Genomic DNA, 25,001 nt, shown 5'->3' on the forward strand with positions numbered 1-25,001 from the left:
TAGGGATCGCCGCGGCGGCCTGCTCCGCGCGGACCGCGGCAAAAACGTCGGTGTCGGCTCGACCTTCCTCACCGCCGCCGCCTTTGGGCGCGTAGGCGCCGGCGCGGTCGATCAGGTAGCGGCCAGCTGTCACCCCGCTGATCCCACCCAGAAACACCAGCAGCGCGGTGAAGGCGGCGAACACGGTGAGCTCGTTGATCAGCCCACCGACGTATAGCGCCTTATAGAACACCGCGATCAGCCACGTCACGGCGCCGCTGAGCGCCCCGGCCGCCAAACCGGCGAGCAGCCACGTCATCGCCAGGTCGGAGCGGCGGTCCGGGTCCGGGTTGGCGGCGGCGTCGGCACGCCCGTCGACCAGCCCCAAGAAGACCACTCCGGCCAGGAACAGAATCAGCAGCACAATGCTGATCAGCCCGGCTTGCGTCTGCCACACCTGGATGAGCGATCCCTGAATCAGGCGGACGACGACCATCGCACCGCCGAAGATCAAGCCGCGCAGCATCCAGTTGGTCATGGGGCCACAGCGTAGCGAGTACCGTTGTCGTGCGTGACACGTTCCCAGCGGCGAGCCGCGCTCGGGGCGCGGCTTCGTGCGGCCGAATTGGACGCAATGCTGGTCAGCGACCTGATCAACGTGCGCTACCTGTGCGGTTTCACCGGGTCCAACGCGGCTTTCCTGGTGTTCGCCGACGATCGGCCGCCGGTGCTGGCCACCGACGGCCGCTACCGCACCCAGGCCGCCCAGCAGGCACCCGACGTGGAGGTGGCCATCGAGCGGGCCTGCGGGCGTCACCTGGCCGGGCGGGCCGCGTCCGCCGGCGTGCGGCGGCTGGGCTTCGAGAGCCATGTGGTCACCGTGGACGGGTTCGACGCGCTGGCCGGCGAATTGGCGCAGGCCGGAACTGAGCTGGTCCGCGCCTCGCGGACGGTGGAAGCGCTGCGCGAAGTCAAGGACGCCGGGGAAGTGGCGCTGCTGCGGTTGGCCTGCGAAGCCGCCGACGCGGCGCTCACCGACCTGGTGGCCGGCGGCGGGCTGCGGCCCGGCCGGACCGAACGCGAGGTGGCACGCGAGCTGGAGGCGTTGCTGCTCGATCACGGCGCCGACGGCGTCTCATTCGAGACGATCGTGGCCAGCGGGGCGAATTCGGCGATCCCTCATCACCGGCCCACCGATGCGGTGCTGGCCGCCGGCGACTTCGTCAAGATCGACTTCGGTGCCCTGGTCGGCGGCTACCACTCGGATATGACCCGCACGTTTGTGCTGGATAAGCCCGCCGATTGGCAGCGGGAGATCTACGAGCTGGTCAGCGCCGCGCAGCGAGCCGGTCGTGATGCGTTGCAGGCCGGCGCGAACCTGGCCGACATCGATGCAGCATCGCGCCGCGTGATCACCGACGCCGGGTACGGCGAGCTCTTCGGCCACGGCCTGGGCCACGGGGTGGGGCTGCAGATCCACGAAGCGCCAGGGATCAACGCGACGGCCGCCGGTACACTACTGGCGGGCTCCGTGGTCACCGTGGAGCCCGGTGTCTACTTACCCGACCGCGGCGGTGTCCGCATCGAGGACACGCTCGTCGTAGCGAACGGGCAGACCCCAGAATTACTGACCCAGTTCCCCAAGGAATTGGCCATCCTGTAGGAGATTGCGCGACTGTGGCAAGCACTGCCGATTTCAAGAACGGACTGGTGCTGGCGATCGACGGCCAGCTATGGCAAATCGTCGAATTCCAGCACGTCAAACCCGGCAAAGGACCGGCGTTCGTGCGGACCAAGCTCAAGAACGTGGTCTCGGGCAAGGTGGTCGACAAGACCTACAACGCGGGCGTGAAGGTGGAGACCGCCACCGTGGACCGGCGCGACACCACCTACCTCTACCGCGACGGGTCCGATTTCGTGTTCATGGACAGCCAGGATTACGAGCAGCACCCGCTGCCGGAGTCCCTGGTTGGCAACGCGTCCCGGTTTTTGCTGGAGGGGATGCCGGTGCAGATTGCCTTCCACAACGGCGCGCCGCTGTACCTCGAGCTGCCGGTGACCGTCGAACTGGAAGTCACGCACACCGAGCCGGGTCTGCAGGGCGATCGGTCCAGCGCCGGCACCAAGCCGGCCACGCTGGAAACCGGAGCGCAGATCAATGTGCCGTTGTTCGTCAACACCGGCGACAAGCTCAAGGTCGATTCCCGCGACGGTAGCTATCTGGGCCGTGCCTGATCAGGCCAAGCCGGCGAGGGCCGTCAAGGGGCGACATCAGGCCCGCAAACGCGCGGTCGACTTGTTGTTCGAAGCCGAAGCCCGCGGGCTGACACCGGCCGAGGCGGCCGACGCCCGCACCGCGCTGGCGCAGGCGAAGCCTGACGTTGCGCCGCTGCACCCGTACACGGCGACGGCGGCCCGTGGTGTCACCGAGCACGCGGCACACATCGACGATTTGATCGCCTCGCATCTACAGGGCTGGACGCTAGAACGGCTGCCCGCCGTGGACCGGGCCATCCTGCGGGTCGCGGTCTGGGAGTTGCTGCACGCCGACGACGTCCCCGCTCCGGTCGCCGTCGACGAGGCGGTTCAGCTGGCCAAGGAGCTGTCCACCGACGATTCGCCGGGCTTCGTCAACGGCGTGCTCGGCCAAGTGATGCTGGTGACGCCGCAGATCCGGGCGGCCGCTGAGGCGGTTCGCGAACACAGGTCATGACTCGGCTTGAGCTGCGTGTCGTCATCGCCGTCGTGCTGGCGGCGACGGTCGTGCTGGGCGCGGTTTTCTGCGCGGCCTACGGGCAGGCGGCGATCGCGGCGGCGCTGGCGATCTATGCGTTGGGCGTCGGGGCGTGGCTCTATCACTCGATCGAGCGCTACGTGCTGGCCCGGCGTATTGACACGGTTCGGTCGGCGGCGCAGCCACTCCGGCCGTTGCTTCCGTTGATGGCCGCGATCATGGGCTTGACGCAGGCTGTGGTGAGATCGCTCTCCGACGTCACCGACGCGGCGCCGCGCCGGTGGGATCTTCCGGTTCGGCGGTGGATGGAGATCACCCGCGGCGATCGCCGGGTCAAAGATGGCAACGACGACCTCGACGACCTCGACGACTGAGTTAGCAGATCGGTCAGTCACATCGTCTGTTGCCTCAGCGCCGAGTCTGCGGTGGCAGATGCGGCATCGACACAAAATGTTTTCATGTGGCCTGATCGAGGGACACACTGGCGATATGGACCGAGACGGCAGACACCCGAGGCGGCTTCACGTTTTCGCGTTGGCGGCGGTCGCGAACCCCTCGTACTCGCGCATCGACACGTGGAACCTGCTCGACGACGCGTGCCATCAGCTGGCGGTGGTCGACCGAACCGGAATGGGCACCAGCCACGAAGCGGCCCGGGCCAAGCGCCTGATCAACCGTTTGAGTGCTTACGAGCGCTACTGGATTTATCCCGGCGCGGAGAATTTGGCGATCTTCCGGGAGTATCTCGACAACCTTGCCACGGTGAGCGTCGAGGAGAAGGTGTCGCTCGCGGTGCGGCTACTGTCCGAATACGGCGATCGCGCAGCGCTGTTCGACACCTCGACGTCGCTGGCCGACCAGGAGCTGGTGGCCCGGGCCAAAGAACAGCAGTTCTACACGGTTCTGCTCGCCGATGATTCGCCCCCCACGGCGCACGAGGGCCTGGCGGAAAGCTTGCGGGCGCTTCGCGATCCCAGCGACGACGTGCAGTTCGAGCTCTTGATCGTCAACAGCGTCGAAGACGCGATCACCGCCGTCGCGTTGAACGGGGAGATTCAGGCGGCGATCATCCGGCACGACATTCCGCTGCGCGCGCGCGACCGGGTCCCGCTGATGAATTCGTTGGTCGGGGTCAACGACGGCGTGGTAGCCACCGACCGGACCTACGACTGGGTCGAATGCGGCGAGTGGATCCGCGAACTGCGGCCAAGTATCGACCTGTACCTGCTCACCGACGAATCGATTGCTGCCGAGACCGAGGATGAGCCCGACGTCTACGACCGCACCTTCTACCGACTCAACGATGTCACCGACCTGTACAGCACGGTCATCGCCGGTATCAGGAACCGTTACGCCACACCGTTTTTCGACGCGCTGCGGGCCTACGCGGCGCGGCCGGCCGGCCAATTCCACGCCCTTCCGGTCGCACGTGGGGCCAGTATCTTCAACTCCAAATCGCTGCATGACATGGGCGAGTTCTACGGTCGCAACATCTTCATGGCCGAGACGTCGTCGACGTCGGGCGGGCTGGACTCCCTGCTGGACCCGCACGGCACCATCAGGGCGGCGATGGACAAAGCCGCAAAAACCTGGAACAGCGACGAGACTTATTTCGTCACCAACGGGACGTCGACGGCAAACAAGATCGTCGTGCAGGCGCTCACCCGACCTGGCGACATCGTGCTGATCGACCGCAATTGCCACAAGTCGCACCACTACGGCCTGGTGCTGGCCGGCGCATATCCGCTGTATCTGGATGCCTACGAGCTGCAGCCGTACGCGATCTACGGTGCGGTACCGCTGCAGATCATCAAAAAGGCGCTGCTCGACCTGGAGGCCGCCGGCCAGCTTGGCCGAGTGCGCATGCTGCTGCTCACCAACTGCACGTTCGACGGTGTGGTCTACAACCCACGGCGGGTGATGGAAGAGGTGCTGGCGATCAAGCCGGACATCTGCTTCCTATGGGACGAGGCGTGGTATGCGTTCGCCACCGCGGTGCCATGGGCGCGGCAGCGCACGGCGATGATCGCCGCCGAGCAACTCGAGTCGATGTTGTCGTCTCCGGCCTATGCGCGGGAGTACCAAACGTGGCGCAAGGAGATGGCCGGGTTTGAACCAGGTGAGGCCCGCGCGGAGTGGATCGAGCGCCGGTTGCTGCCCGACCCGAGCCGGGCACGCGTGCGAGTTTACGCCACCCACTCCACCCACAAGTCGCTGTCGGCGCTGCGGCAGGCGTCGATGATTCATATCCGCGACCAGGATTTCAAGGCGCTCACCCGGGATGCGTTCGGTGAGGCGTTTTTGACTCATACCTCGACGTCCCCGAACCAGCAGCTGTTGGCGTCGCTGGACTTGGCTCGCCGGCAAGTCGATATCGAAGGATTCCAGCTGGTCCGAAGCGTCTACGACATGGCGCTGGTCTTCCGTCACCGCGTCCGCAAAGACCGGTTGATCAGCAAGTGGTTCCGCATCCTCGACGAGTCCGAACTGGTGCCCGACGAGTTCCGGCTATCGGCCGTCAGCTCCTACCGCCAGGTGCGCCAAGGCGCACTGGCCGAATGGAACGAGGCCTGGCGCTCCGACCAATTCGTGCTCGACCCGACGCGGGTCACGCTGTACTTGGGTCAGACCGGCATGAACGGATACGACTTCCGCGAGAAAATCCTGATGGACCGGTTCGGCATCCAGATCAACAAGACCTCGATCAACAGCGTGCTGTTGATCTTCACCATCGGCGTCACCTGGTCAAGCGTGCACTATCTGCTCGACGTGCTGCGCCGAGTGGCCACTGATTTCGATCGCGGCCAGGCCGCGGCCAGCCGCGACGATCGTGCTCTGCACCGACGCCGGGTGGAAGAGATCACCGAGGATCTGCCGCCGCTGCCGGACTTCAGTGAATTCGACGCCGCGTTCCGCCCCGATGGGGTCAGCTCGTTCGGCGATATGCGCTCTGCGTTCTACGCCGGATACGAGGAATCCGACCGCGAGCATGTCCTGATTGGCGAGGCCGGCCGACGGCTTGCCGAGGGTAAGGTGCTGGTGTCGACCACCTTCGTCGTGCCCTATCCGCCCGGCTTCCCGGTTCTTGTTCCCGGGCAGGTCGTCTCCAAGGAAATCGTTTATTTCCTCGCTCAACTCGACGTCAAGGAAATCCACGGATACAACCGTGATCTCGGGTTGTCGGTGTTCACCGAGGGGGCGCTGAAACGGATTGCCGCAGCGGCACCCTCGCGCCGAACGTGAAACCATGGCGATGCACGCGCCGGCATTCCGCGTAGTACGGAAGTCCCCGCGCGATTGAATCACCGCGAGGGTCGCGGGCAACCGGCTGGAAAAGCGGGCCGGTGTCTTCGAGTGCCGGCCGACGCAGCAGCAGCCGGGAGCCTGCGATGCGCTCAGGTGGGTGATCGGCCATCAGGTGAATCCGCCGTTACAGTCCCAAGGCGCGATAGGTGCGGTGCACGAATTTCGGTTGCACCGCCTGCAGCTTCGCCCGTGACGTGTTGCCCGCGACCGCGGCGGCGGCGTCGCCCGACAGTGTCGGCAAGTTCTGAATCAGATACAGCAGGATCAGATCCGCAGCCGGATCGGCCTGCCACCACGTCCCGTATGCGCCGGGCCAGCTGAACGTGCCAAGGCCGCCCGGGCCGAACAACGGCGCCGACTTCGCCGGATCGGTCACCACCGACAGGTTCAGCCCGAACCCGCGGCCGATCCAGAACGGCGCACCGAGAAAGGGGTGCTGCTTTTGCTCGTCGGTGAGGCGATCGGTGCGCATCAGCCGCGCCGACTCCGGTGACAGTACCCGCACACCATCCAAAGTCCCGTCGCGCAAGAGCATTTCGGCAAACCGCAGGTAGTCGTCGGCGGTCGACCACAGCCCTCCGCCGGCGTTGCAGAACGCCGGCGGTGAGATATGCGGTTGGCCCATCGCGTCGTGTTGCAGCCGGTCGGTGTCGTCCAACCGGTACATGGTCGCCGCGCGGCGGCGGCCCTCGACCGAGACGAAGAACCCGGTGTCAACCATGCCCAGCGGCTGCAGGATCCGCTCGTCGAGCACCTCATGGAACGGCTTGCCCTCGATGCGGGACACCAGCACGCCGATGACGTCGATGGCGTGGCTGTAGGTCAGCCGCTCGCCCGGCTGATGCACCAGCGGCAGCTCGGCGAGGGCGGCGAGCCAGGCGTCCGGACCGCGGCCGAACGGCAGTCGGACGTACGCCCGGGATATCGGTCCGGCCACCGAGAACCCGTAAGCCAGGCCGCTGGTGTGGGTGAGCAGATCCTCGACCAGGATCGCCCGCTGCACCGGGTGCGTGCGATCCAGCGGCCCGCTCGGATCGTCCAGCACCCGCATGTCGGCGAACTCCGGCAGCCAGCGCACGATCGGGTCACGCAGGGCCAGCTTGCCCTCGTCGACCAGGCTCATCGCCGCGGCGACCGTGACCGGCTTGGTCATCGAGGCGACGCGAAACAGCGTGCCGCGCCGCATCGGCAGTCCGGCGTCGATGTCGCGGTAGCCGATCTCGTTGACCTGCAACAGTTTTCCGTGCTGCCAGACCACGGTCACCGCCCCGGCGAGCAAACCGGCGTCGCAGGCCTCGCGGATGGAGGCCTGATTGCCTTCGAGGTTCACTCGGATCAGGGTAATGCGCGCCGTCGCGCGCGGACGTACCAGAACGCCATCTCGACTTGCGTGCCGTCGATTTCGCGGCGCCAGCTGGCGGGCTCCAGCGCTTCGATATCCCAGCCCGCGCCGCCGAGGACGTCGCGCAGCGTCTGTTCGGACACCGCTGGCCGCGGCCAGTCCTCGTCGGCTGGATTGGCGTCCGAGAAGCAGCTGAGCAGCAGGGTGGCGCCCGGTCTGGTCGCCCGGTGCGCCGCGGCCGCGTAGCTGCGCTTGCCGGCGTCGTCCAGGCAATGGAACATGCCGCTGTCGACGATGGTGTCGAACGTCTCGGTGTAGCCCTCCAGCTTGGTGGAGTCGGACACCGCGAACGTCACTCGCACGCCGGCGTCGTTGGCTCGTCGCTCGGCAATGGAAAGCGCGGTCGGCGAGATGTCCAGGCCGGTGACGTTGAAGCCTTGCTGGGCCAGGTAGACGGCGTTGTCGCCGAGCCCGCAGCCGATATCAAGAACATCGCCGCGCACCCAGCCGCCTTCCTGCCAAGCGACGACATTCTCCTTGGGCGCCCTCGTGTCCCAAGGCGGGGTTGCCACCGCGGGGATGCCTTCGGCCGGACTTTCGCCTCGATACAACGCATCGAAGTCGAAGGGGACACCGCCAGAAGATCGGGCAGAGGAATTCGGGGCTGTCATTTCCGCCAGGGTAGCGCGTGACGCTACGGCGGCTATGCGAGTCCGGCCAACCCCGGCGGTCGTGCCGAGGTTGGCCGGACAACGATGACGACGGCGAGTCTGGTGATCCGGTATCCGCTGCGGGCGAGTGATCTTCAGCGGTCACGCGCCTCGCACCCCGTCTCGGGGTTGTTCCCCGGCCGGGTGGCCGGTACCCTTCCCCGCTTCGTCGCCACCTGCTCGGCTGGGCCGGGTCTTTTGGTCGGCTCCACGCTTGACGGCGGCCCCAATCGGGCTGCCAGCGGGGCTCCTGGCAACCCAAACAACAATGTCGTGCCGTACGGGCACTGGGGCTGTAGCCGGCGCCGCGCGCCTGGCGTTACCCGACGACGGTTTTCGGCATCACGGTGGGCCGGAACCCGTATCGGGGCATGGCGAAATTGAAGACAGCGCTGCGTTCGCCCGCACTGACCGCCGGCATGCCGGGCATGCCGGGCATCCCGCCGGGGACTTCCGGGCCGGAACCCGCAACCGCGCCGGGCATCGCGGCGCCGAACCGACTCGCCGAATCCGCCGGGGTGATCGCGGGCCAGTTCTGCGGCGTCGACAACGCCCCGACCAAATTGGCTCGGCCCATCCCCGCCGACACCGCCGACCCTCCGAGGCCGCCTGCTGGAGCGGGCGCCACCGTCGATCCCACCAGGGAGGACGCTCCCGGGACGGCCCCGGCCGGGATGGCCCCGGTGAGGCCTAGCGGTTTGCCGGCCGCGGAAACCGCAGCGGCGCCGACCGGGCCGACGAGTCCCACGTCGCCGGCCGACACGAACCCGCTCATGCCCGCGGCCGGGAATCCGGTGTCTCCGGCGTCGACCAATGCGGTCCCGAAGGAGTCACGGGTCGACCCGTCCAGCGCGTTCAACAGCCCGGACAGCCCTTTGGTGGCAGAGTCGGATCCCGGCGTGAAGATGCTCGATGACCCCGACGACGTCTGCGCCGACGACCCCAGCGGTGACGCGAGTTGGCGCAGCGCCGCACCCACCCGGGATAGCGCGTTACCTGCGCCACCAGCAGCATGGCCAGCCGCCTGAGAGGTGGCGGCACCCTGTCCGGCAAGCCCGCCGGGGTCGGTGGTTTGCGGCGGCTGGCTGAACGGCTTCGGCTCGGAGGCTGCTGCCGATGAGCCGGCATACTGGTACATCGCGGCCGCATCTTGGGCCCACATTTCGCCGTACTGAGCTTCGGTGGCCGCGATCGCCGGGGTATTTTGGCCCAAAACATTGGTTGCGATCAGCGACGCAAGTTGAGTGCGGTTGGCCGCGATCACCGGCGGCGGCACGTGCCCGGCGAACGCGGCCTCGTAGGCGGCCGCGGCAGACTTGGCCTGATTGGCCAGCCGTTGCGCCTGTGCGGCCGTCGTGTACATCCACTCGATGTAGGGTGTGACCGCGCCGGCCATCGATTCCGACGCCGATCCCACCCACTCCTCGCCGGCCAGGTTGGAGATTACGGACTGATAAGCAGTCGCCGACGAATCCAGCTCGGCGGCTAGCCCATCCCAAGCCGACGCGGCGACCAGGATCCCTCCCGACCCGGGACCGGCGTAGATGCGCCCGGAGTTGACTTCCGGCGGCAGCGCCCCGTAATCCATTGTGACTGTCATCGCTTCATCTCCCTCTCTATCGCTTTATCTATCGGGCTGTCCATCGGGCTCTACCCGGTGGCCTTCCCAGTAAACAAAAGGTCGTCCGGTCTTCGCGGAATTCGAGGCAACGGTCCTCGCCTGAGTTCGACTGGGAGGTGTTGGAGGGCGAGCACGCGCAGATCGTCGACTGGGTCGACCAGGATCTGACGGCGGTCAAGGTCGACGATTTGCTCGGCCGCTGCCCAGCTGACGGCGGCAGGGTGGGCGTGGGGATCAGCGCGATCCACTGCTCGCGCGGCACGGATTGGTAGAAGCCCGTCGTTTCCGCCGTGGCGCCGCGAGGTGTTACGCTGCGCGGCAGTCGACATCCTTTAACGATCCGTCCAGAGAGGCGGAGAAGGAGGTCAAGATCTCGCATGGGTGGCGCGGGTGACGCCGCAGTAGGCCGCGAAGCCAGGGAGCTGATGTCGGCGGCCGACGTCGGTCGCACCATTTCCCGTATCGCACATCAGATCATCGAAAAGACCGCGCTGGACAGTGCCGGGGCGCCGCGCGTCGTGCTGCTGGGCATCCCGACCCGCGGCGTCACCCTGGCCAACCGCCTGGCCGCCAACATCGGCGAATACAGCGGTGTCGAGGTCGGCCACGGTGCGCTCGACATCACCTTGTACCGCGACGATTTGATGCAAAAGCCGCCCCGGCCGCTGGAGGCCACTTCGATTCCGGCGGGCGGCATCGACGACGCCCTGGTGATCCTCGTCGACGACGTGCTCTATTCCGGACGCTCGGTGCGCTCGGCGCTGGATGCGCTGCGCGACCAGGGCCGTCCGCGAGCCGTCCAGTTGGCCGTCCTGCTCGACCGCGGCCACCGCGAGCTGCCGCTGCGCGCCGACTACGCCGGCAAGAACGTGCCCACCTCGCGCCGGGAGAGCGTGCACGTGCTGCTGGCCGAGCACGACGGCCGCGACGGTGTGGTCATCTCCCGGGAGGATGCGTCATGAGCAGGCACCTGCTGGCCGCCGCTGATCTGTCCCGCGCCGACGCCATCGCCATCCTCGACGACGCCGACCGGTTTGCGCAGGCCCTGATGGGCCGCGAGGTCCGTAAACTGCCGACGCTGCGGGGCCGGACCGTGATCACGATGTTCTACGAGAACTCCACCCGCACCCGGGTGTCGTTCGAAGTCGCCGGCAAGTGGATGAGCGCCGACGTGATCAACGTCAGCTCGACCGGATCATCGGTGGGCAAAGGAGAATCGCTGCGCGACACCGCGCTGACATTGCGGGCGGCCGGCGCCGACGCGCTGATCATCCGGCACCCAGCCTCGGGTGCGGCGCACCGGCTTGCCGACTGGACGGCTACAGCTCAGGGAGGCCCGTCGGTGATCAACGCCGGCGACGGCACCCACGAACACCCGACCCAGGCGTTGCTGGACGCGCTGACCATCCGCCAACGGCTCGGCGACATCGACGGCCGGCGCGTGGTCATCGTCGGCGACATCGTGCACAGCCGCGTTGCCCGCTCCAACACCCATCTGCTGGCCACGCTGGGTGCCGAGGTGGTGCTGGTGGCGCCGCCGACCCTGCTGCCGGTCGGGGTTTGCGACTGGCCGGTCACCGTCTCCTACGATCTGGACGCCGAGCTGCCCGCCGCCGATGCGGTGCTGATGTTGCGGGTACAGGCCGAGCGGATGAACGGCGGCTTCTTCCCGTCCGCGCGTGAGTATTCGGTGCGCTACGGGCTATCCGAGCGGCGCCAGGCGATGCTTCCCGGTCACGCGGTGGTGCTGCACCCCGGTCCGATGCTGCGCGGCATGGAGATCTCCTCCTCGGTCGCCGACTCTACGCAATCGGCGGTGCTGCAACAGGTTTCCAACGGTGTTCACGTGCGGATGGCGGTGCTGTTCCATCTGCTGGTAGGGACAGAGACCGCCGACCACGGGCTCGGCGGAAAAGAAGGCGCGGCATGAGCGTGCTGCTGCGCGGGGTGCGCCGATACGGCGAGGGCGAGCGGGTCGACGTGCTGGTCGACGACGGCCAGATCGCGGAGATCGGCGCCACGCTTGCCATTCCGGACGACGCCGACGTCATCGACGCGACCGGACAGATCCTGCTGCCCGGCTTCGTCGATCTGCACACCCATTTGCGCGAGCCCGGCCGGGAATATGCCGAGGACATCGAAACCGGTTCGGCCGCTGCGGCTCTCGGCGGCTACACCGCGGTGTTCGCGATGGCCAACACCAACCCGGTCGCCGATAGCCCGGTGGTGACCGATCATGTCTGGCACCGCGGCCAGCAGGTCGGTCTGGTCGACGTGCATCCGGTCGGCGCGGTCACCGTGGGGCTGGCCGGTACCGAGCTCACCGAAATGGGCATGATGGCCGCCGGTGCCGCGCAGGTGCGGATGTTCTCCGACGACGGCAAGTGCGTGTACGACCCGCTGGTGATGCGCCGAGCGCTGGAATACGCGACCGGTTTGGGCGTGCTGATCGCCCAGCACGCCGAAGAGCCGAGGCTGACGGCCGGGGCAGTGGCGCACGAAGGGCCCAACGCCGCCAGGCTGGGGCTCTCGGGCTGGCCGCGGGCCGCCGAAGAGTCGATCGTTGCTCGTGACGCGTTGCTGGCCCGCGACGCCGGCGCCCGGGTGCACATCTGCCACGCGTCGACGGCGGGCACCGTTGAGATCATCAGATGGGCTAAGTCTCAAGGCATTTCGATCACCGCCGAGGTCACGCCGCATCACCTGCTGCTCGACGACAGCCGGCTGGCCAGCTACGACGGGGTGAACCGGGTGAATCCGCCGCTACGGGAAGCCGCCGACGCGCAGGCGTTGCGTCAAGCGCTGGCCTCTCGGGTAATCGACTGTGTGGCCACCGATCACGCCCCGCACGCCGAACACGAGAAATGCGTCGAGTTCGCGGCGGCGTTGCCCGGCATGCTGGGGTTGCAGACCGCGCTGTCCGCGGTGGTGCAGGCGATGGTGATCCCAGATCTGCTGAGCTGGCGTGACGTCGCGCGGGTGATGAGCGAGAACCCGGCACGTATCGCCCGGCTGCCCGACCACGGCCGACCCCTGGAAATCGGCGAGCCGGCCAACCTGACCGTGGTGGACCCCGACGCCACCTGGACGGTCGCCGGTCTTCAGCTGGCCAGCCGCTCGGCCAACACGCCCTACGAAGCGATGACGCTGCCCGCCACCGTGACCGCCACGCTGCTGCGCGGCAAGATCACCGCCCGCGACGGGAAGAGCCCCGCATGAATTCGGCAACGCCATGACTAACAACGGCATTCTGGCCATTCGCTGGCAGCTGCCGTCGGGCACCGAGATCGACCTCGGGTTCCGCGGGAACGACCGCAGCGACTACACCCGCTGGCTCGCGGAGCACACCCGATGAAAGCGGTGCTGGTCTTGGAAGACGGCCGGACGTTCACCGGGACGCCGTTCGGTGCGGTCGGCGAAACGCTTGGCGAAGCGGTCTTTTCCACGGGCATGTCCGGCTATCAGGAGACCTTGACCGACCCGAGCTATCACCGCCAGATCGTGGTGGCCACCGCCCCGCAGATCGGCAACACCGGGTGGAACGGCGAGGACTCCGAAAGTCGCGGCGAGCGGATCTGGGTCGCCGGCTACGCGGTGCGCGACCCGTCGCCGCGCGCGTCGAACTGGCGGGCCACCGGAACGCTGGAGGATGAGCTGGTCCGCCAGCGCGTTGTCGGGATCTCCGGCATCGACACCCGCGCGGTCGTTCGCCATCTGCGCAGCCGCGGGTCGATGAAGGCGGGCCTGTTTTCCGGTGCTGCGCTGGCCGATCCGGACGAGCTGCTGGCCCGGGTGCGCGGCCAGCAGTCGATGCTGGGCGCAGACCTTGCCGGCCAGGTCAGCACCGAGGGCCAGTACGTCGTCGAAGCCGAAGGGCCGCACCGGTTCACGGTCGCGGCCATCGACCTCGGGATCAAGACCAATACCCCGCGCAACTTCGCCAGGCGCGGAGTCCGCAGCCTCGTGCTGCCGTCGTCGGTGGCCTTCGAGCAGATCGCCGAGATCCATCCGGACGGGGTGTTTTTGTCCAACGGTCCCGGCGACCCGGCCACCGCCGACCATATCGTCGAGGTGACCCGTGACGTGCTTGGGGCCGGCATCCCCTTGTTCGGCATCTGTTTCGGCAACCAGATCCTGGGCCGCGCGCTGGGCCTGTCCACCTACAAGATGGTGTTCGGCCACCGGGGTATCAACATTCCGGTGATGGACCGCGCCACGGGGCGGGTCGCGGTGACCGCGCAGAATCACGGCTTCGCCTTAGAGGGCGAAGCCGGCCAGCGGTTCGACACTCCGTTCGGCACGGCGGTAGTCAGCCACACCTGCGCCAACGACGGCGTTGTCGAAGGCGTCAAACTCGCGGATGGAAAAGCGTTTTCGGTGCAGTATCACCCGGAGGCCGCAGCCGGACCGCACGACGCGGAATACCTGTTCGACCGGTTCCTCGACCTGATGGGCGGCCAATGATGGCGAGCAGCGCCACCCCCGCGAGCGTGCGTGTTTGTACGCCGACACGCCGTAACGGGTGTACAACTGCGCACGCTCGCGCCATAACGGGGGAGGACCTCTAGTGCCGCGTCGTACCGACCTGCGCCATGTCCTGGTCATCGGCTCGGGGCCGATCGTGATCGGGCAGGCCTGCGAATTCGACTACTCGGGTACCCAGGCCTGCCGCGTGCTGCGGGCCGAGGGCCTAGAGGTCAGCCTGGTCAACTCCAACCCGGCCACCATCATGACCGACCCCGAATACGCCGACCACACCTACATCGAGCCGATCACCCCGGGTTTCGTCGAACGGGTGATCGCGCAGCAGGCCGAGCGGGGTAACAAGATCGATGCGCTGCTGGCAACCCTGGGCGGGCAGACCGCGCTCAACACGGCCGTCGCGCTGTACGAGAGCGGGGTGCTGGAACGCTACGGTGTCGAGCTGATCGGCGCCGACTTCGACGCCATCCAGCGCGGTGAAGACCGCCAGCGGTTCAAAGACATCGTCGCCAAGGTAGGCGGCGAATCAGCACGCAGCCGGGTGTGTTTCGCCATGGAAGAAGTTCACGAGACGGTCGCCGAACTCGGGCTTCCGGTGGTAGTTCGCCCGTCGTTCACCATGGGCGGTCTGGGCTCGGGCCTGGCGCGCAGCGCCGAGGAGGTCGACCGGATGGCCGGCGCGGGGTTGGCCGCGTCGCCGAGCGCCAACGTGCTGATCGAGGAATCGGTCGGCGGCTGGAAGGAATTCGAGCTCGAGCTGATGCGCGACGGTAAAGACAACGTCGTCGTGGTGTGCTCGATAGAAAACGTCGACCCGATGGGCGTGCACACCGGCGACTCGGTGACCGTGGCGCCGGCGATGACGTTGACCGATCGGGAATACCAGCGGATGCGCGATTTGGGCATTGCGATCCTGCGCGAGGTCGGCGTCGACACCGGCGGGTGCAACATCCAGTTCGCCGTCGACCCGAGTGATGGCCGGCTGATCGTCATCGAAATGAACCCGCGGGTGTCACGGTCAAGTGCCCTGGCCTCCAAGGCAACCGGCTTCCCGATCGCCAAGATCGCCGCCAAACTGGCTGTCGGCTACACCCTCGACGAGATCCTCAACGACATCACGATGCAAACCCCGGCCTGTTTCGAGCCCACCCTGGATTACGTGGTGGTCAAGGCGCCGCGGTTCGCCTTCGAAAAGTTCCCCGGCGCCGACCCCACGCTGACCACCACGATGAAATCTGTCGGCGAGGCAATGTCGTTGGGCCGCAACTTCGTCGAAGCGCTCGGCAAGGCGATGAGGTCGCTGGAGACCAGTCGGGCCGGGTTCTGGACCGCGCCGGACCCCGCAATCGACGCTGACACGGTGCTGGAACGCCTGCGGACTCCAGCCGAGGGCCGGCTCTACGACATTGAACTGGCCGTGCGACTGGGCGCTTCGGTGGAGGAGGCTGCCGAGGCCTCCGGCGTCGACCCGTGGTTCGTCGCGCAGATCGCCGAACTCGTGGAGTTGCGCCGTGAGGTGGTCGATGCCGCCGTGCTCGACGGTGATCTGCTGCGCCGATGTAAGCACGCCGGCTTATCGGATCGTCAGATCGCGGCACTGCGACCGGAATTGGCCGGCGAGGATGGCGTGCGGTCGTTGCGGGGACGCCTCGGCATCCATCCGGTGTACAAGACCGTGGACACCTGCGCCGCGGAGTTCGAGGCCAACACGCCGTATCACTACAGCAGCTACGAGCTCGACCCGTCCGCCGAGACCGAGGTGGCGCCGCAGAACGAGCGGCCCAAGGTGCTGATCCTTGGCTCGGGACCCAACCGGATCGGCCAGGGCATCGAATTCGACTACAGCTGTGTACATGCCGCAACGACGTTGTCGCAGGCGGGCTTTGAGACCGTGATGGTCAACTGCAACCCGGAGACGGTGTCCACCGATTACGACACCGCCGACCGGCTGTATTTCGAGCCGTTGACCTTCGAGGACGTGCTGGAGGTGTTCCACGCCGAACAGCTGTCGGGCGTCGGGGGCCCGGGGGTGGTCGGTGTGATCGTGCAACTCGGTGGCCAGACGCCGCTCGGGCTGGCGCAGCGGCTGGCCGACGCGGGAGTACCGATCGTCGGCACCCCGCCGGAGGCCATCGATCTGGCCGAGGACCGCGGCGCGTTCGGCGACCTGCTATCGGCCGCCGGGCTGCCGGCCCCGCGATACGGCATGGCGACGACATTCGCGCAAGCCCGCCAGATCGCCGCCGAGATCGGTTACCCGGTGCTGGTGCGACCGTCGTACGTGTTGGGTGGCCGGGGCATGGAAATCGTCTACGACGACGACACGCTGCAGGGCTACATCGCCCGCGCGACCGAACTTTCACCCGAACACCCGGTGCTGGTCGACCGCTTCCTGGAGGACGCGATCGAGATCGACGTCGACGCGCTCTGCGACGGCGACGAGGTCTACGTCGGCGGGATCATGGAGCACATCGAAGAGGCCGGCATCCACTCCGGCGACTCGGCGTGTGCGCTGCCGCCGGTAACCCTGGGGCGCAGCGATATCGAGAAGGTTCGCCGCGCAACCGAGGTGATCGCGCACGGCATCGGAGTGGTGGGCTTGCTCAACGTGCAATACGCGCTGAAGGACGACGTGCTCTACGTGCTGGAGGCCAACCCGCGCGCCAGCCGCACCGTGCCGTTCGTCTCCAAGGCCACAGCGATACCGCTGGCCAAGGCTTGTGCCCGTATCATGTTGGGCGCCAAGATCTCTCAACTACGTGCGGAGGGAATGCTGGCGGCGTCGGGTGACGGCGGCAACGCGGCCCAGGACGCGCCGATCGCGGTGAAGGAGGCGGTGTTGCCGTTCCACCGCTTCCGCCGCGCGGACGGAGCCGCCATCGATTCACTGCTCGGCCCGGAGATGAAATCCACCGGCGAGGTGATGGGAATCGACCGCGACTTCGGCAGCGCCTTCGCCAAGAGCCAGACCGCCGCATACGGATCGCTGCCGGTCGAAGGCACCATATTCGTATCGGTCGCCAACCGGGACAAGCGGTCACTGGTGTTCCCGGTTAAACGGCTGGCGGACTTGGGCTTTCGGGTTCTGGCCACTGAGGGAACCGCGGAAATGCTGCGGCGCAACGGGATCCCGTGCGACGAGGTCCGTAAGCATTTCGAGCCCGCGCAGCCGGGCCGGCCAGCGATATCTGCGGTCGACGCCATTCGCGCCGGCGAGGTCGACATGGTGATCAACACGCCCTACGGCAACTCCGGACCCCGCATCGACGGCTACGAAATCCGTTCGGCGGCAGTGGAAATGAACATCCCCTGCGTGACGACGGTGCAGGGCGCGTCGGCGGCCGTTCAGGGCATCGAGGCCGGGATCCGCGGCGTCATCGGAGTGCGCTCGCTGCAGGAACTGCACAGCACGCTGAACAACGGCGGCCACTGACGATGCCCGGGTTCGGCGCCCGGCTGGCCGAGGCGGTATCGCGTCGAGGGCCGCTATGCCTGGGCATCGACCCGCATCCCGAACTGCTGCGGGCGTGGGGCCTGCCGATCAGCCCCGACGGCCTGGCGGCGTTCTGCGACATCTGCGTCGACGCCTACCGCGACTTCGCCGTCGTCAAACCTCAGGTCGCGTTTTTCGAGGCGTACGGCGCCGCGGGCTACGCGGTGTTGGAGCACACCATCGCCGCGCTGCGCGCCGCCGGCGTTCTGGTCCTGGCTGATGCCAAGCGCGGCGACATCGGATCGACGATGGCGGCCTACGCGGCCGCCTGGATCGGCGACTCGCCGCTGGCCGCCGACGCCGTGACCGCGTCGCCCTATCTGGGTTTCGGGTCGTTGCAGCCGCTGCTGGACACTGCTGCGGCGCACGATCGAGGGGTGTTCGTGCTGGCGGCGACGTCGAACCCGGAGGGGGCGAGCGTGCAGCGCGCCGAGTTCAACGGCCGCGCGGTGGCCCAGTCGATCGTCGACCAGGCGGCGGCGGTCAACCGCGCGCTGGGCGCCGGACCCGGCTCGGTCGGCGTCGTCGTCGGGGCGACGGTCACCGAGGCGCCCGACGTCAGCGGTCTCGGGGGCCCGGTGCTGGTGCCCGGTATCGGCGTTCAGGGCGGGCACGCCGATGCGCTGCGCGGCCTGGGTGGGGCCGCGCCCGGCCAGCTCCTGCCGGCGGTGTCGCGCGAAGTGTTGCGGGCCGGGCCCGACGCTGCGGCGCTGCGAGCGGCCGCTGAGCGGATGCGTGAGTCGGTCGCCTATCTAGCTTGAACCTCAGTATTCTCAGGGGCCTCATCCGTCGCTGGCTGGAGCGTAATGCCCGGTTTCGGACTGAAGCGCGGGCGATATCAGCGCTGACGCCTGCTTAACCGGAGGTGATATCGCATATGGTGCTCTTTCCAAATCAGCGTGCCCGGTCGGTGGTGCTGGTGTGGCTGGTGCGATTTTTCCGGCAGCCTGAAGATCCGCAAGGAACCGTGCGAGCTGCGCTGAACGTCCCGTCCAACGCGCGCGACACGCCGCGAGGTGCGCAATTGGTTGAATGTCGGCTCGCGTGGGCGTCCAGACAGGGCAGGGCAACGTTCCTCGGACACCGGCTCGGACCGGGTAGATTCAAAAAAGCCCAGCTCATGAGTACTTTCCCAGTGGGAAGCGCAGCGATTGGGTGCGACACGGTCTGCGCTGGCAGGTCGCAATCTCGGTGCCGCACGCTGGGGATTTGCGGCTTCCGGCAGAGGGGCGGATTAGATTTCGTCTGGCAGCGTGGGTACGGTCGTCTCCGCTGGCTGGACTACCCAGCTGAGACAAAACAAATATCAATAGCTGTCGATGAGTGATTGAGACGGAGGAATCGTGGCTCTTCCCCAGTTGACCGACGAGCAGCGCGCGGCCGCGTTGGAGAAGGCTGCCGCCGCACGTCGAGCGCGAGCTGAGCTCAAGGATCGGCTGAAGCGCGGCGGCACCAATCTCAAGCAGGTGCTGAAGGACGCCGAGACCAACGAGGTCTTGGGCAAGATGAAGGTTTCCGCGCTGCTGGAGGCGTTGCCGAAGGTCGGCAAGGTCAAGGCGCAGGAAATCATGACCGAGCTCGAAATCGCCCCGACTCGCCGCCTGCGCGGGCTCGGCGATCGTCAGCGCAAGGCATTGCTGGAAAAGTTCGACTTTTCCTGATCGCCCGCTAGGAGAGTCAGTGAGCGCCGACGGGGGACCGGACGGTGGCTGCGACGAACGCCTTGGGGCTAAGGTCGCAGGACGCGTGGTGGTGCTGTCCGGTCCGTCCGCGGTAGGAAAGTCGACGCTGGTCCGCTGCTTGCGGGAGCGGATCCCAAATCTGGTCTTCAGCGTTTCCGCGACTACTCGCGCGCCGCGCCCAGGTGAGGTCGACGGCGTCGACTATCACTTCGTGACCCCGGCCCGCTTCCAGCAGCTGATCGACGAAGGCGCCCTGCTGGAATGGGCCGAGATACACGGTGGCCTACACCGGTCCGGCACCTTGGCCCAGCCGGTCCGCGACGCCACTGCCGCCGGACACCTCGTGCTGATCGAGGTGGATTTGGCTGGCGCACGGGCGATCAAGCGGGCGATGCCGGAGGCGATCAGCGTGTTTCTGGCCCCGCCGAGCTGGGAGGACTTGGAGTCCCGGCTGATCGGCCGGGGGACCGAGACAGCGGAGGTGATCGAACGCCGGCTCGCCACCGCCCGTACCGAACTTGCGGCTCAGTACGACTTCGACGAGGTCGTGGTGAACAGTCAATTGGAGACTGCATGCGCAGAATTGGTATCCTTGCTGGTGGAAAAAGCGCCGGGTAGGGCCTGATCCGTCATCAGAGTCGATTCATCGTTTAGTCACCCATTGCTTTCTAGGTTCAATGCCACCAAGGAGAAAGTCTTACGTGAGTACCTCGCAGACCGGCGCGCCATTAACTGCCCTGCCCGATCAGTTCGATCCGGCAGCGGGTGGGATCGGCGCGTACGACACGCCGTTGGGCATCACCAACCCGCCCATCGACGAGCTGCTCGAGCGCGTTTCCAGCAAGTACGCGCTGGTGATCTACGCGGCGAAGCGGGCTCGACAGATCAACGACTACTACAACCAGCTCGGTGAGGGCATCCTCGAATACGTCGGCCCGCTGGTCGAGCCGGGACTTCAGGAGAAGCCGCTGTCGATCGCCCTGCGGGAGATCCACGCAGACCTGCTCGAGCACACCGAAGGCGAGTAGCCGGACCGCGGCGGGCTTGTGATGAGCCTCTCGGGCGACAGCCGGACGGACCGCAAGCGGGTCATCGTCGGCGTCTCGGGCGGCATCGCCGCATACAAGGCCTGCGCCGTCGTTCGCCAGCTGGCCGGGGCAGGCCACCAGGTCCGCGTCATCCCCACCGAATCTGCCCTGCGCTTCGTCGGCGCGGCCACCTTCGAGGCGCTGTCGGGGGAGCCGGTACAGACCGGGGTGTTCGACAACGTTGCGCAGGTGCCGCACGTTGCCCTCGGCCAGGGCGCCGACTTGGCCGTGGTGGCGCCGGCAACCGCCGACCTGCTGGCCCGTGCTGCGCACGGCCGCGCCGACGACCTGCTGACCGCGACGCTGCTGACCGCGCGCTGCCCGGTGCTGTTCGCACCGGCGATGCATACCGAGATGTGGCAGCATCCGGCCACCGTCGAAAACGTGGACACGCTGCGACGGCGCGGCGTCGTGGTGCTGGAGCCGGCCTCCGGTCGGCTGACCGGAGCGGACAGCGGCGCCGGCCGGCTGCCCGAAGCCGAGGAGATCACCACGTTCGCGCAGCTGCTGCTGGAACGCCACGACGCGATGCCCTACGACCTGGCCGGGGTCAAGTTGCTGATTACCGCGGGCGGCACCCGCGAGCCGATCGACCCGGTCCGTTTCATCGGCAACCGCAGCTCCGGCAAGCAGGGCTATGCGCTGGCGCGGGTCGCTGCTCAGCGCGGCGCCGAGGTGACGCTGATCGCCGGGCATACCGCCGGGCTCATCGACCCGGCCGGTGTGGAGGTGGTGCGGATCAGCTCCGCCCAGCAGCTCGCCGACGCCGTCTCCAAGCACGCGCCCGACTCCGATGTGCTGGTGATGGCGGCCGCCGTCGCGGACTTTCGGCCCGCGCACGTTGCAACCGCCAAGATCAAAAAGGGCGCCACAGAAGACACTGCGCCGTCGACCATCGACTTGGTCCGCACCGGCGACGTGCTGGCCGCGGCGGTCCAGGCCCGGGCCGCCGGGCAGCTGCCCAGCATGCGGGCGATCGTCGGCTTCGCCGCCGAGACCGGTGACGCAGAAGGCGACGTGCTGTTTCATGCTCGGACAAAGCTGCAGCGCAAGGGCTGTGATCTATTGGTGGTCAACGCCGTTGGTGAGGGCAAGGCTTTCGAGGTGGATCACAACGACGGCTGGTTGCTGGCCTCCGACGGCACCGAGTCGGCGTTGCAGCACGCTTCGAAGACGCTGATGGCCAGCCGTATCGTGGATGCGATCGTCGCGTTCCTGCACGGTGACGGCGGCTCCGCCACCTAGCACCCGTAACATCCAGGGCCGCCGAGAGCGGCGGTCTGCTTGACGATATAATTTGTCTAGCTAACAATTCCACCGTGACTACGGAAGGATGAGGGTGTGAGCGAAAAGGGTCGGCTGTTCACCAGCGAGTCGGTGACCGAAGGGCATCCCGACAAGATCTGCGACGCGATCAGCGACTCCGTCCTCGATGCACTGCTGGCGGAGGATCCCCGCTCACGTGTCGCGGTTGAGACGTTGGTGACCACCGGACAGGTGCACGTGGTCGGCGAGGTCACGACGTCGGCCACGGCGGCCTTCGCCGACATCGCCAACACGGTCCGTGCGCGCATCCTCGACATCGGCTACGACTCGTCGGACAAGGGCTTCGACGGGTTGACGTGCGGGGTCAACATCGGCATCGGCGCGCAATCGCCTGACATCGCCCAGGGCGTCAACACCGCCCACGAGGCGCGGGTCGAGGGTGCGGCCGACCCGCTGGACTCGCAAGGCGCCGGCGACCAGGGCCTGATGTTCGGCTACGCGATCAATGACACCCCCGAGCTGATGCCGCTGCCGATCGCGCTGGCGCACCGGCTGTCGCGGCGGCTGACCGAAGTCCGCAAGAACGGCACGCTGCCCTACTTGCGGCCGGACGGCAAGACGCAGGTCACCATCGCCTACGAGGACAACGTTCCGGTGCGGCTGGACACCGTCGTCATCTCCACCCAGCACGCCGACGGGATCGACCTGCAAAAGACGCTGGATCCCGACATCCGCCAGCACGTGCTCAAGACCGTGCTCGAGGAGCTGGCGCACGAGACGCTGGACTCGTCGTCGACGCGGGTGCTGGTCAACCCGACCGGGAAGTTCGTCCTCGGCGGCCCGATGGGTGACGCCGGCCTGACCGGCCGCAAGATCATCGTCGACACCTACGGCGGCTGGGCCCGCCACGGCGGCGGGGCGTTCTCGGGCAAGGATCCGTCCAAGGTGGACCGTTCCGCGGCGTACGCGATGCGCTGGGTGGCCAAGAACGTCGTCGCCGCGGGCCTGGCCGAGCGGGTCGAGGTGCAGGTGGCCTACGCCATCGGCAAGGCGGCCCCGGTCGGGCTGTTCATCGAGACGTTTGGCACCGAGGCCGTCGACCCGGTCAAGATCGAGAAGGTCATCCCCGAGGTGTTCGACCTGCGGCCCGGTGCGATCATCCGCGACCTGGACCTGCTGCGGCCCATCTACGCCCAAACCGCGGCGTACGGGCACTTCGGCCGCACCGACATCGACCTGCCGTGGGAGCAGCTGGACAAGGTCGACGACCTCAAGCGCGCCATCTGATTTGGGCCGAGCAGACGCAGAATCGCACGATTGGGCACCGCCGAGTGCGATTCTGCGTCTGCTCGCGCAGCTAACTGAACCGGTAGTCGTCGAGGTTGAAACGCCGGCTGCGCCAGTAGGCCTCGAACGTGGTCGAGGGCCGCAGCGCCACGTCGCCGTTCTTGTCGAAGTAGTAGCTGTTGGCGCGTCGACAGCTCTCCTGCCAGAACACCTGGCGGTGCCGGCGGCGCATCACCTCGGCGAAGTAGCGGGCGTTGGCCTCCTCGGTGACCTCGACCCGACTGGCGCCATGCTCACGGGCCCGGTCTAGGCACCGCAGCATGTGATGCGTCTGCGCCTCGATCAGCGCGAAATACGACGACCCGACGTAGCCATACGGGCCCATCACGCTGAACAGGTTGGGAAAGCCTGGAACGCTGACGCCCTCGTAGGCCTGCACCCGATGCTCGTCCCAGAACTTGGTCAGCGACAGGCCGCCGCTGCCGGTGACCGCAAAGGTCGGCATGCTGTCGGAGTCCAGCACCTGGAACCCGGTCGCCAGCACGAGCACGTCGATCTCGTGGCTGGCGCCCTCGGTGGTGGCCACCGCGGACGACGTGATCTTGTCGATCGGCTCGGTCACCAGCCGTACGTTGTCGCGGTTGAACGTCGACAAGTAGGTGTTGTGGAAGCCGGGCCGTTTGCAGCCGATCGCGTATTGCGGGGTGAGCTGCTTGCGCACCACCGGATCCCGGACCTTGCGGCGTAGATACGCTCGGCCGACCGACTCCATCCACCGGGCCAGCGGGTATACCGTGAAGTACTGCGCGGGAAGGGGAAACGTCACCTCGACGTAGGCCTGGCTGATCAGCCGCTGCAGCGCTTTGGCACCGGGCAGGCGCATCGCCGCATGCGCCAGCCGTGGTAGCGGCACGTCGAACTTCGGAAAACACCAGATCGGTGTGCGCTGAAACACCGTGAGACGCGAGACGATTGGCGCGATCTCCGGGATCACCTGCACGGCCGAGGCGCCGGTGCCGATGACAGCGACCCGCTTGCCGGCCAAGTCCTGATTGTGATCCCAGCGGGCGGTGTGCATGACGGCACCGCCGAAGGAGCCGACGCCGTGGATGTCGGGCAGCTTGGGCACCGTGAGCACACCGCTGGCGTTCACCAGGAATCGGGCGGTGACCTCGCCGCCGGGATCGGTGTGCACCCGCCACAACGACCGCTCGTCGTCGAACTCCACGGCGAGAACCTTGGTGCTGAACCGGATCTTCGGCCGGATCCCGTACTTGTCGGCGCAGTGTTCGGCATACGCCTTCAGCTCTTTGCCCGGCGCGTAAGTCCGCGACCAGTCCAGCCGCTGCTCGAAGGAGAACTGGTAGGAAAACGACGGAATGTCCACGGCGACGCCGGGATAGGTGTTCCAGTACCAGGTGCCGCCCACGTCGTCGCCGGCCTCGACGATCAGGTAGTCACCGAAGCCGGCCTGGTCGAACTTGATCGCCGCGCCGATGCCCGAGAAACCGGCGCCCACGATCAGCGTGTGGTAGTCGGGAGGAGCGCCGCTCACGTTACCGACGGCGCCGCGCCCGACACGTACGACGGCGAGATCGACGCCGGAGCCAGATTCTTCGGCGATCTTCGCGCTGGCGTCGATCTGGGCGAGGGCAGCGTCACTGCAGGCAGCCAAGGTGACCGGCAGCGTGGTCGGGTCGTTGAGGTCGGCGTCCGGGATGTACCAAAGCAGGAGCGCGTCAATGACGTCGCGGTCCAGGATAGGCGCGTCGGCGTTCTCGGGACCTCGCTGGCGATAGTGCGGTTCTCGATGCGAAGGGCAGGCAGCATTTCCGCGGGTATCTGCACAGGCGCAGTTTCGCCCGAACCACCTCGACGCCCTCGTCGGCGGATAACCGGAACGGGACCGCGTCCAGTACCTTCAGCAGGATGGGATCAACGGTGGGCATGGGCACACCGTACGCATCCCGGATGGTGGTCGGTTGCTGGGTGGCCGCCGGACGACGCAGAG

20 protein-coding genes and 5 pseudogenes are annotated in these 25,001 nt (G+C 67.2%); 18 read left to right on the forward strand and 7 right to left on the reverse strand.

Annotated elements, in window-relative coordinates; translation table 11 throughout:
- Positions 1-16: 16 nt before the first annotated feature.
- A pseudogene (locus M5I08_RS12120) lies at positions 17-517 on the reverse strand (B-4DMT family transporter); the annotation flags it as partial.
- Positions 518-550: 33 nt separating this feature from the next.
- Between M5I08_RS12120 and M5I08_RS12125 the strand changes: the two are divergent.
- The 5 genes and pseudogenes from M5I08_RS12125 to M5I08_RS12145 all read left to right on the forward strand — a co-directional run.
- Complete coding sequence (locus M5I08_RS12125; protein WP_219065880.1) at positions 551-1,642, forward strand: aminopeptidase P family protein; 1,092 nt, start codon at positions 551-553, stop codon at positions 1,640-1,642.
- Between the two features lie 14 nt (positions 1,643-1,656).
- The gene (gene efp / locus M5I08_RS12130; RefSeq protein WP_219065881.1) at positions 1,657-2,214 is read left to right on the forward strand and encodes an elongation factor P; all 558 of its coding nucleotides are present in this window, start codon (positions 1,657-1,659) and stop codon (positions 2,212-2,214) included.
- Entirely contained in the window at positions 2,207-2,692 is a 486-nt protein-coding gene (nusB, locus tag M5I08_RS12135) for a transcription antitermination factor NusB (protein WP_249763270.1), read from the forward strand. The genes efp and nusB overlap by 8 nt, the downstream gene beginning before the upstream one ends.
- Positions 2,689-3,087 carry an antitermination protein NusB gene (locus tag M5I08_RS12140; protein WP_219065883.1) on the forward strand — a complete coding sequence of 133 codons (399 nt, stop codon included), beginning with the start codon at positions 2,689-2,691 and terminating at the stop codon, positions 3,085-3,087. The genes nusB and M5I08_RS12140 overlap by 4 nt, the downstream gene beginning before the upstream one ends.
- A gap of 115 nt (positions 3,088-3,202) precedes the next feature.
- Positions 3,203-5,935: pseudogene (locus M5I08_RS12145) on the forward strand (aminotransferase class I/II-fold pyridoxal phosphate-dependent enzyme); the annotation flags it as partial.
- 208 nt (positions 5,936-6,143) lie between these two features.
- On the opposite strand, the gene M5I08_RS12150 reads toward M5I08_RS12145, so the two are convergent.
- From M5I08_RS12150 to M5I08_RS12160, 4 genes and pseudogenes are all read right to left on the reverse strand, one after another.
- The gene (locus M5I08_RS12150) at positions 6,144-7,349 is read right to left on the reverse strand and encodes a serine hydrolase domain-containing protein (RefSeq protein WP_219065885.1); all 1,206 of its coding nucleotides are present in this window, start codon (positions 7,347-7,349) and stop codon (positions 6,144-6,146) included.
- 5 nt (positions 7,350-7,354) lie between these two features.
- Positions 7,355-8,032 (reverse strand): class I SAM-dependent methyltransferase, encoded by a 678-nt coding sequence (locus M5I08_RS12155; protein WP_219065886.1) that lies wholly within the window; start codon positions 8,030-8,032, stop codon positions 7,355-7,357.
- A gap of 141 nt (positions 8,033-8,173) precedes the next feature.
- Positions 8,174-8,305 (reverse strand): annotated as a pseudogene (locus M5I08_RS26795) (transposase); the annotation flags it as partial.
- An 85-nt stretch (positions 8,306-8,390) separates the two neighbouring features.
- Positions 8,391-9,671, reverse strand: a complete 1,281-nt coding sequence (locus tag M5I08_RS12160; protein ID WP_304502936.1) for a PPE family protein — start codon at positions 9,669-9,671, stop codon at positions 8,391-8,393.
- A gap of 140 nt (positions 9,672-9,811) precedes the next feature.
- Here M5I08_RS12160 and M5I08_RS12165 point away from each other — a divergent pair, with 140 nt between their 5' ends.
- From M5I08_RS12165 to metK, 13 genes and pseudogenes are all read left to right on the forward strand, one after another.
- Positions 9,812-9,964, forward strand: coding sequence for a hypothetical protein (locus M5I08_RS12165; protein ID WP_249763271.1), 153 nt, complete (start codon positions 9,812-9,814; stop codon positions 9,962-9,964).
- A 105-nt stretch (positions 9,965-10,069) separates the two neighbouring features.
- Positions 10,070-10,654 (forward strand): bifunctional pyr operon transcriptional regulator/uracil phosphoribosyltransferase PyrR, encoded by a 585-nt coding sequence (gene pyrR, locus M5I08_RS12170; RefSeq protein WP_219065889.1) that lies wholly within the window; start codon positions 10,070-10,072, stop codon positions 10,652-10,654.
- Entirely contained in the window at positions 10,651-11,622 is a 972-nt protein-coding gene (locus M5I08_RS12175) for an aspartate carbamoyltransferase catalytic subunit (protein ID WP_219065890.1), read from the forward strand. Before pyrR ends, M5I08_RS12175 begins: the two co-directional genes overlap by 4 nt.
- Positions 11,619-12,911, forward strand: a complete 1,293-nt coding sequence (locus M5I08_RS12180; RefSeq protein WP_219065892.1) for a dihydroorotase — start codon at positions 11,619-11,621, stop codon at positions 12,909-12,911. Before M5I08_RS12175 ends, M5I08_RS12180 begins: the two co-directional genes overlap by 4 nt.
- A gap of 4 nt (positions 12,912-12,915) precedes the next feature.
- Positions 12,916-13,047 (forward strand): annotated as a pseudogene (locus tag M5I08_RS12185) (PH-like domain-containing protein); the annotation flags it as partial.
- On the forward strand, positions 13,044-14,156 hold the full coding sequence (carA, locus tag M5I08_RS12190; RefSeq protein WP_219065893.1) for a glutamine-hydrolyzing carbamoyl-phosphate synthase small subunit: 1,113 nt from the start codon (positions 13,044-13,046) through the stop codon (positions 14,154-14,156). The pseudogene M5I08_RS12185 and the gene carA, both read left to right, overlap by 4 nt.
- Before the next feature lie 103 nt (positions 14,157-14,259).
- Complete coding sequence (gene carB / locus M5I08_RS12195) at positions 14,260-17,607, forward strand: carbamoyl-phosphate synthase large subunit (RefSeq protein WP_219065894.1); 3,348 nt, start codon at positions 14,260-14,262, stop codon at positions 17,605-17,607.
- 2 nt (positions 17,608-17,609) lie between these two features.
- Complete coding sequence (gene pyrF, locus M5I08_RS12200; RefSeq protein ID WP_219065896.1) at positions 17,610-18,428, forward strand: orotidine-5'-phosphate decarboxylase; 819 nt, start codon at positions 17,610-17,612, stop codon at positions 18,426-18,428.
- Positions 18,429-19,010: 582 nt separating this feature from the next.
- The gene (gene mihF, locus M5I08_RS12205) at positions 19,011-19,328 is read left to right on the forward strand and encodes an integration host factor, actinobacterial type (RefSeq protein ID WP_067333923.1); all 318 of its coding nucleotides are present in this window, start codon (positions 19,011-19,013) and stop codon (positions 19,326-19,328) included.
- Positions 19,329-19,347: 19 nt separating this feature from the next.
- Positions 19,348-19,974, forward strand: a complete 627-nt coding sequence (gene gmk, locus M5I08_RS12210) for a guanylate kinase (protein WP_219065897.1) — start codon at positions 19,348-19,350, stop codon at positions 19,972-19,974.
- A 76-nt stretch (positions 19,975-20,050) separates the two neighbouring features.
- Positions 20,051-20,377: a DNA-directed RNA polymerase subunit omega gene (rpoZ, locus tag M5I08_RS12215; protein ID WP_219065899.1), complete on the forward strand. Its 327-nt coding sequence runs from the start codon at positions 20,051-20,053 to the stop codon at positions 20,375-20,377.
- Positions 20,378-20,398: 21 nt separating this feature from the next.
- Positions 20,399-21,682 (forward strand): bifunctional phosphopantothenoylcysteine decarboxylase/phosphopantothenate--cysteine ligase CoaBC, encoded by a 1,284-nt coding sequence (coaBC, locus tag M5I08_RS12220; protein ID WP_219065900.1) that lies wholly within the window; start codon positions 20,399-20,401, stop codon positions 21,680-21,682.
- 96 nt (positions 21,683-21,778) lie between these two features.
- Positions 21,779-22,990, forward strand: coding sequence for a methionine adenosyltransferase (gene metK, locus M5I08_RS12225; protein WP_219065902.1), 1,212 nt, complete (start codon positions 21,779-21,781; stop codon positions 22,988-22,990).
- A 70-nt stretch (positions 22,991-23,060) separates the two neighbouring features.
- Here metK and M5I08_RS12230 read toward each other — a convergent pair whose 3' ends face one another.
- Positions 23,061-24,545, reverse strand: a complete 1,485-nt coding sequence (locus M5I08_RS12230; RefSeq protein WP_219065933.1) for a flavin-containing monooxygenase — start codon at positions 24,543-24,545, stop codon at positions 23,061-23,063.
- A 295-nt stretch (positions 24,546-24,840) separates the two neighbouring features.
- A pseudogene (locus M5I08_RS26800) lies at positions 24,841-24,939 on the reverse strand (alpha/beta hydrolase); the annotation flags it as partial.
- Positions 24,940-25,001 lie beyond the last annotated feature (62 nt).

Source organism: Candidatus Mycobacterium methanotrophicum (assembly GCF_023515995.1).
Taxonomy (GTDB): Bacteria; Actinomycetota; Actinomycetes; order Mycobacteriales; family Mycobacteriaceae; genus Mycobacterium; species Mycobacterium methanotrophicum.

Coding starts and splice junctions, on each gene's coding strand:
- M5I08_RS12140 (WP_219065883.1), top strand. CDS start 2,689: ATGACTCGGCTTGAGCTGCGTGTCGTCATCGCCGTCGTGCTGGCGGCG.
- M5I08_RS12155 (WP_219065886.1), bottom strand. CDS start 8,032: ATGACAGCCCCGAATTCCTCTGCCCGATCTTCTGGCGGTGTCCCCTTC.
- M5I08_RS12160 (WP_304502936.1), bottom strand. CDS start 9,671: ATGACAGTCACAATGGATTACGGGGCGCTGCCGCCGGAAGTCAACTCC.
- pyrR (WP_219065889.1), top strand. CDS start 10,070: ATGGGTGGCGCGGGTGACGCCGCAGTAGGCCGCGAAGCCAGGGAGCTG.
- M5I08_RS12175 (WP_219065890.1), top strand. CDS start 10,651: ATGAGCAGGCACCTGCTGGCCGCCGCTGATCTGTCCCGCGCCGACGCC.
- M5I08_RS12180 (WP_219065892.1), top strand. CDS start 11,619: ATGAGCGTGCTGCTGCGCGGGGTGCGCCGATACGGCGAGGGCGAGCGG.
- carA (WP_219065893.1), top strand. CDS start 13,044: ATGAAAGCGGTGCTGGTCTTGGAAGACGGCCGGACGTTCACCGGGACG.
- pyrF (WP_219065896.1), top strand. CDS start 17,610: ATGCCCGGGTTCGGCGCCCGGCTGGCCGAGGCGGTATCGCGTCGAGGG.
- coaBC (WP_219065900.1), top strand. CDS start 20,399: ATGAGCCTCTCGGGCGACAGCCGGACGGACCGCAAGCGGGTCATCGTC.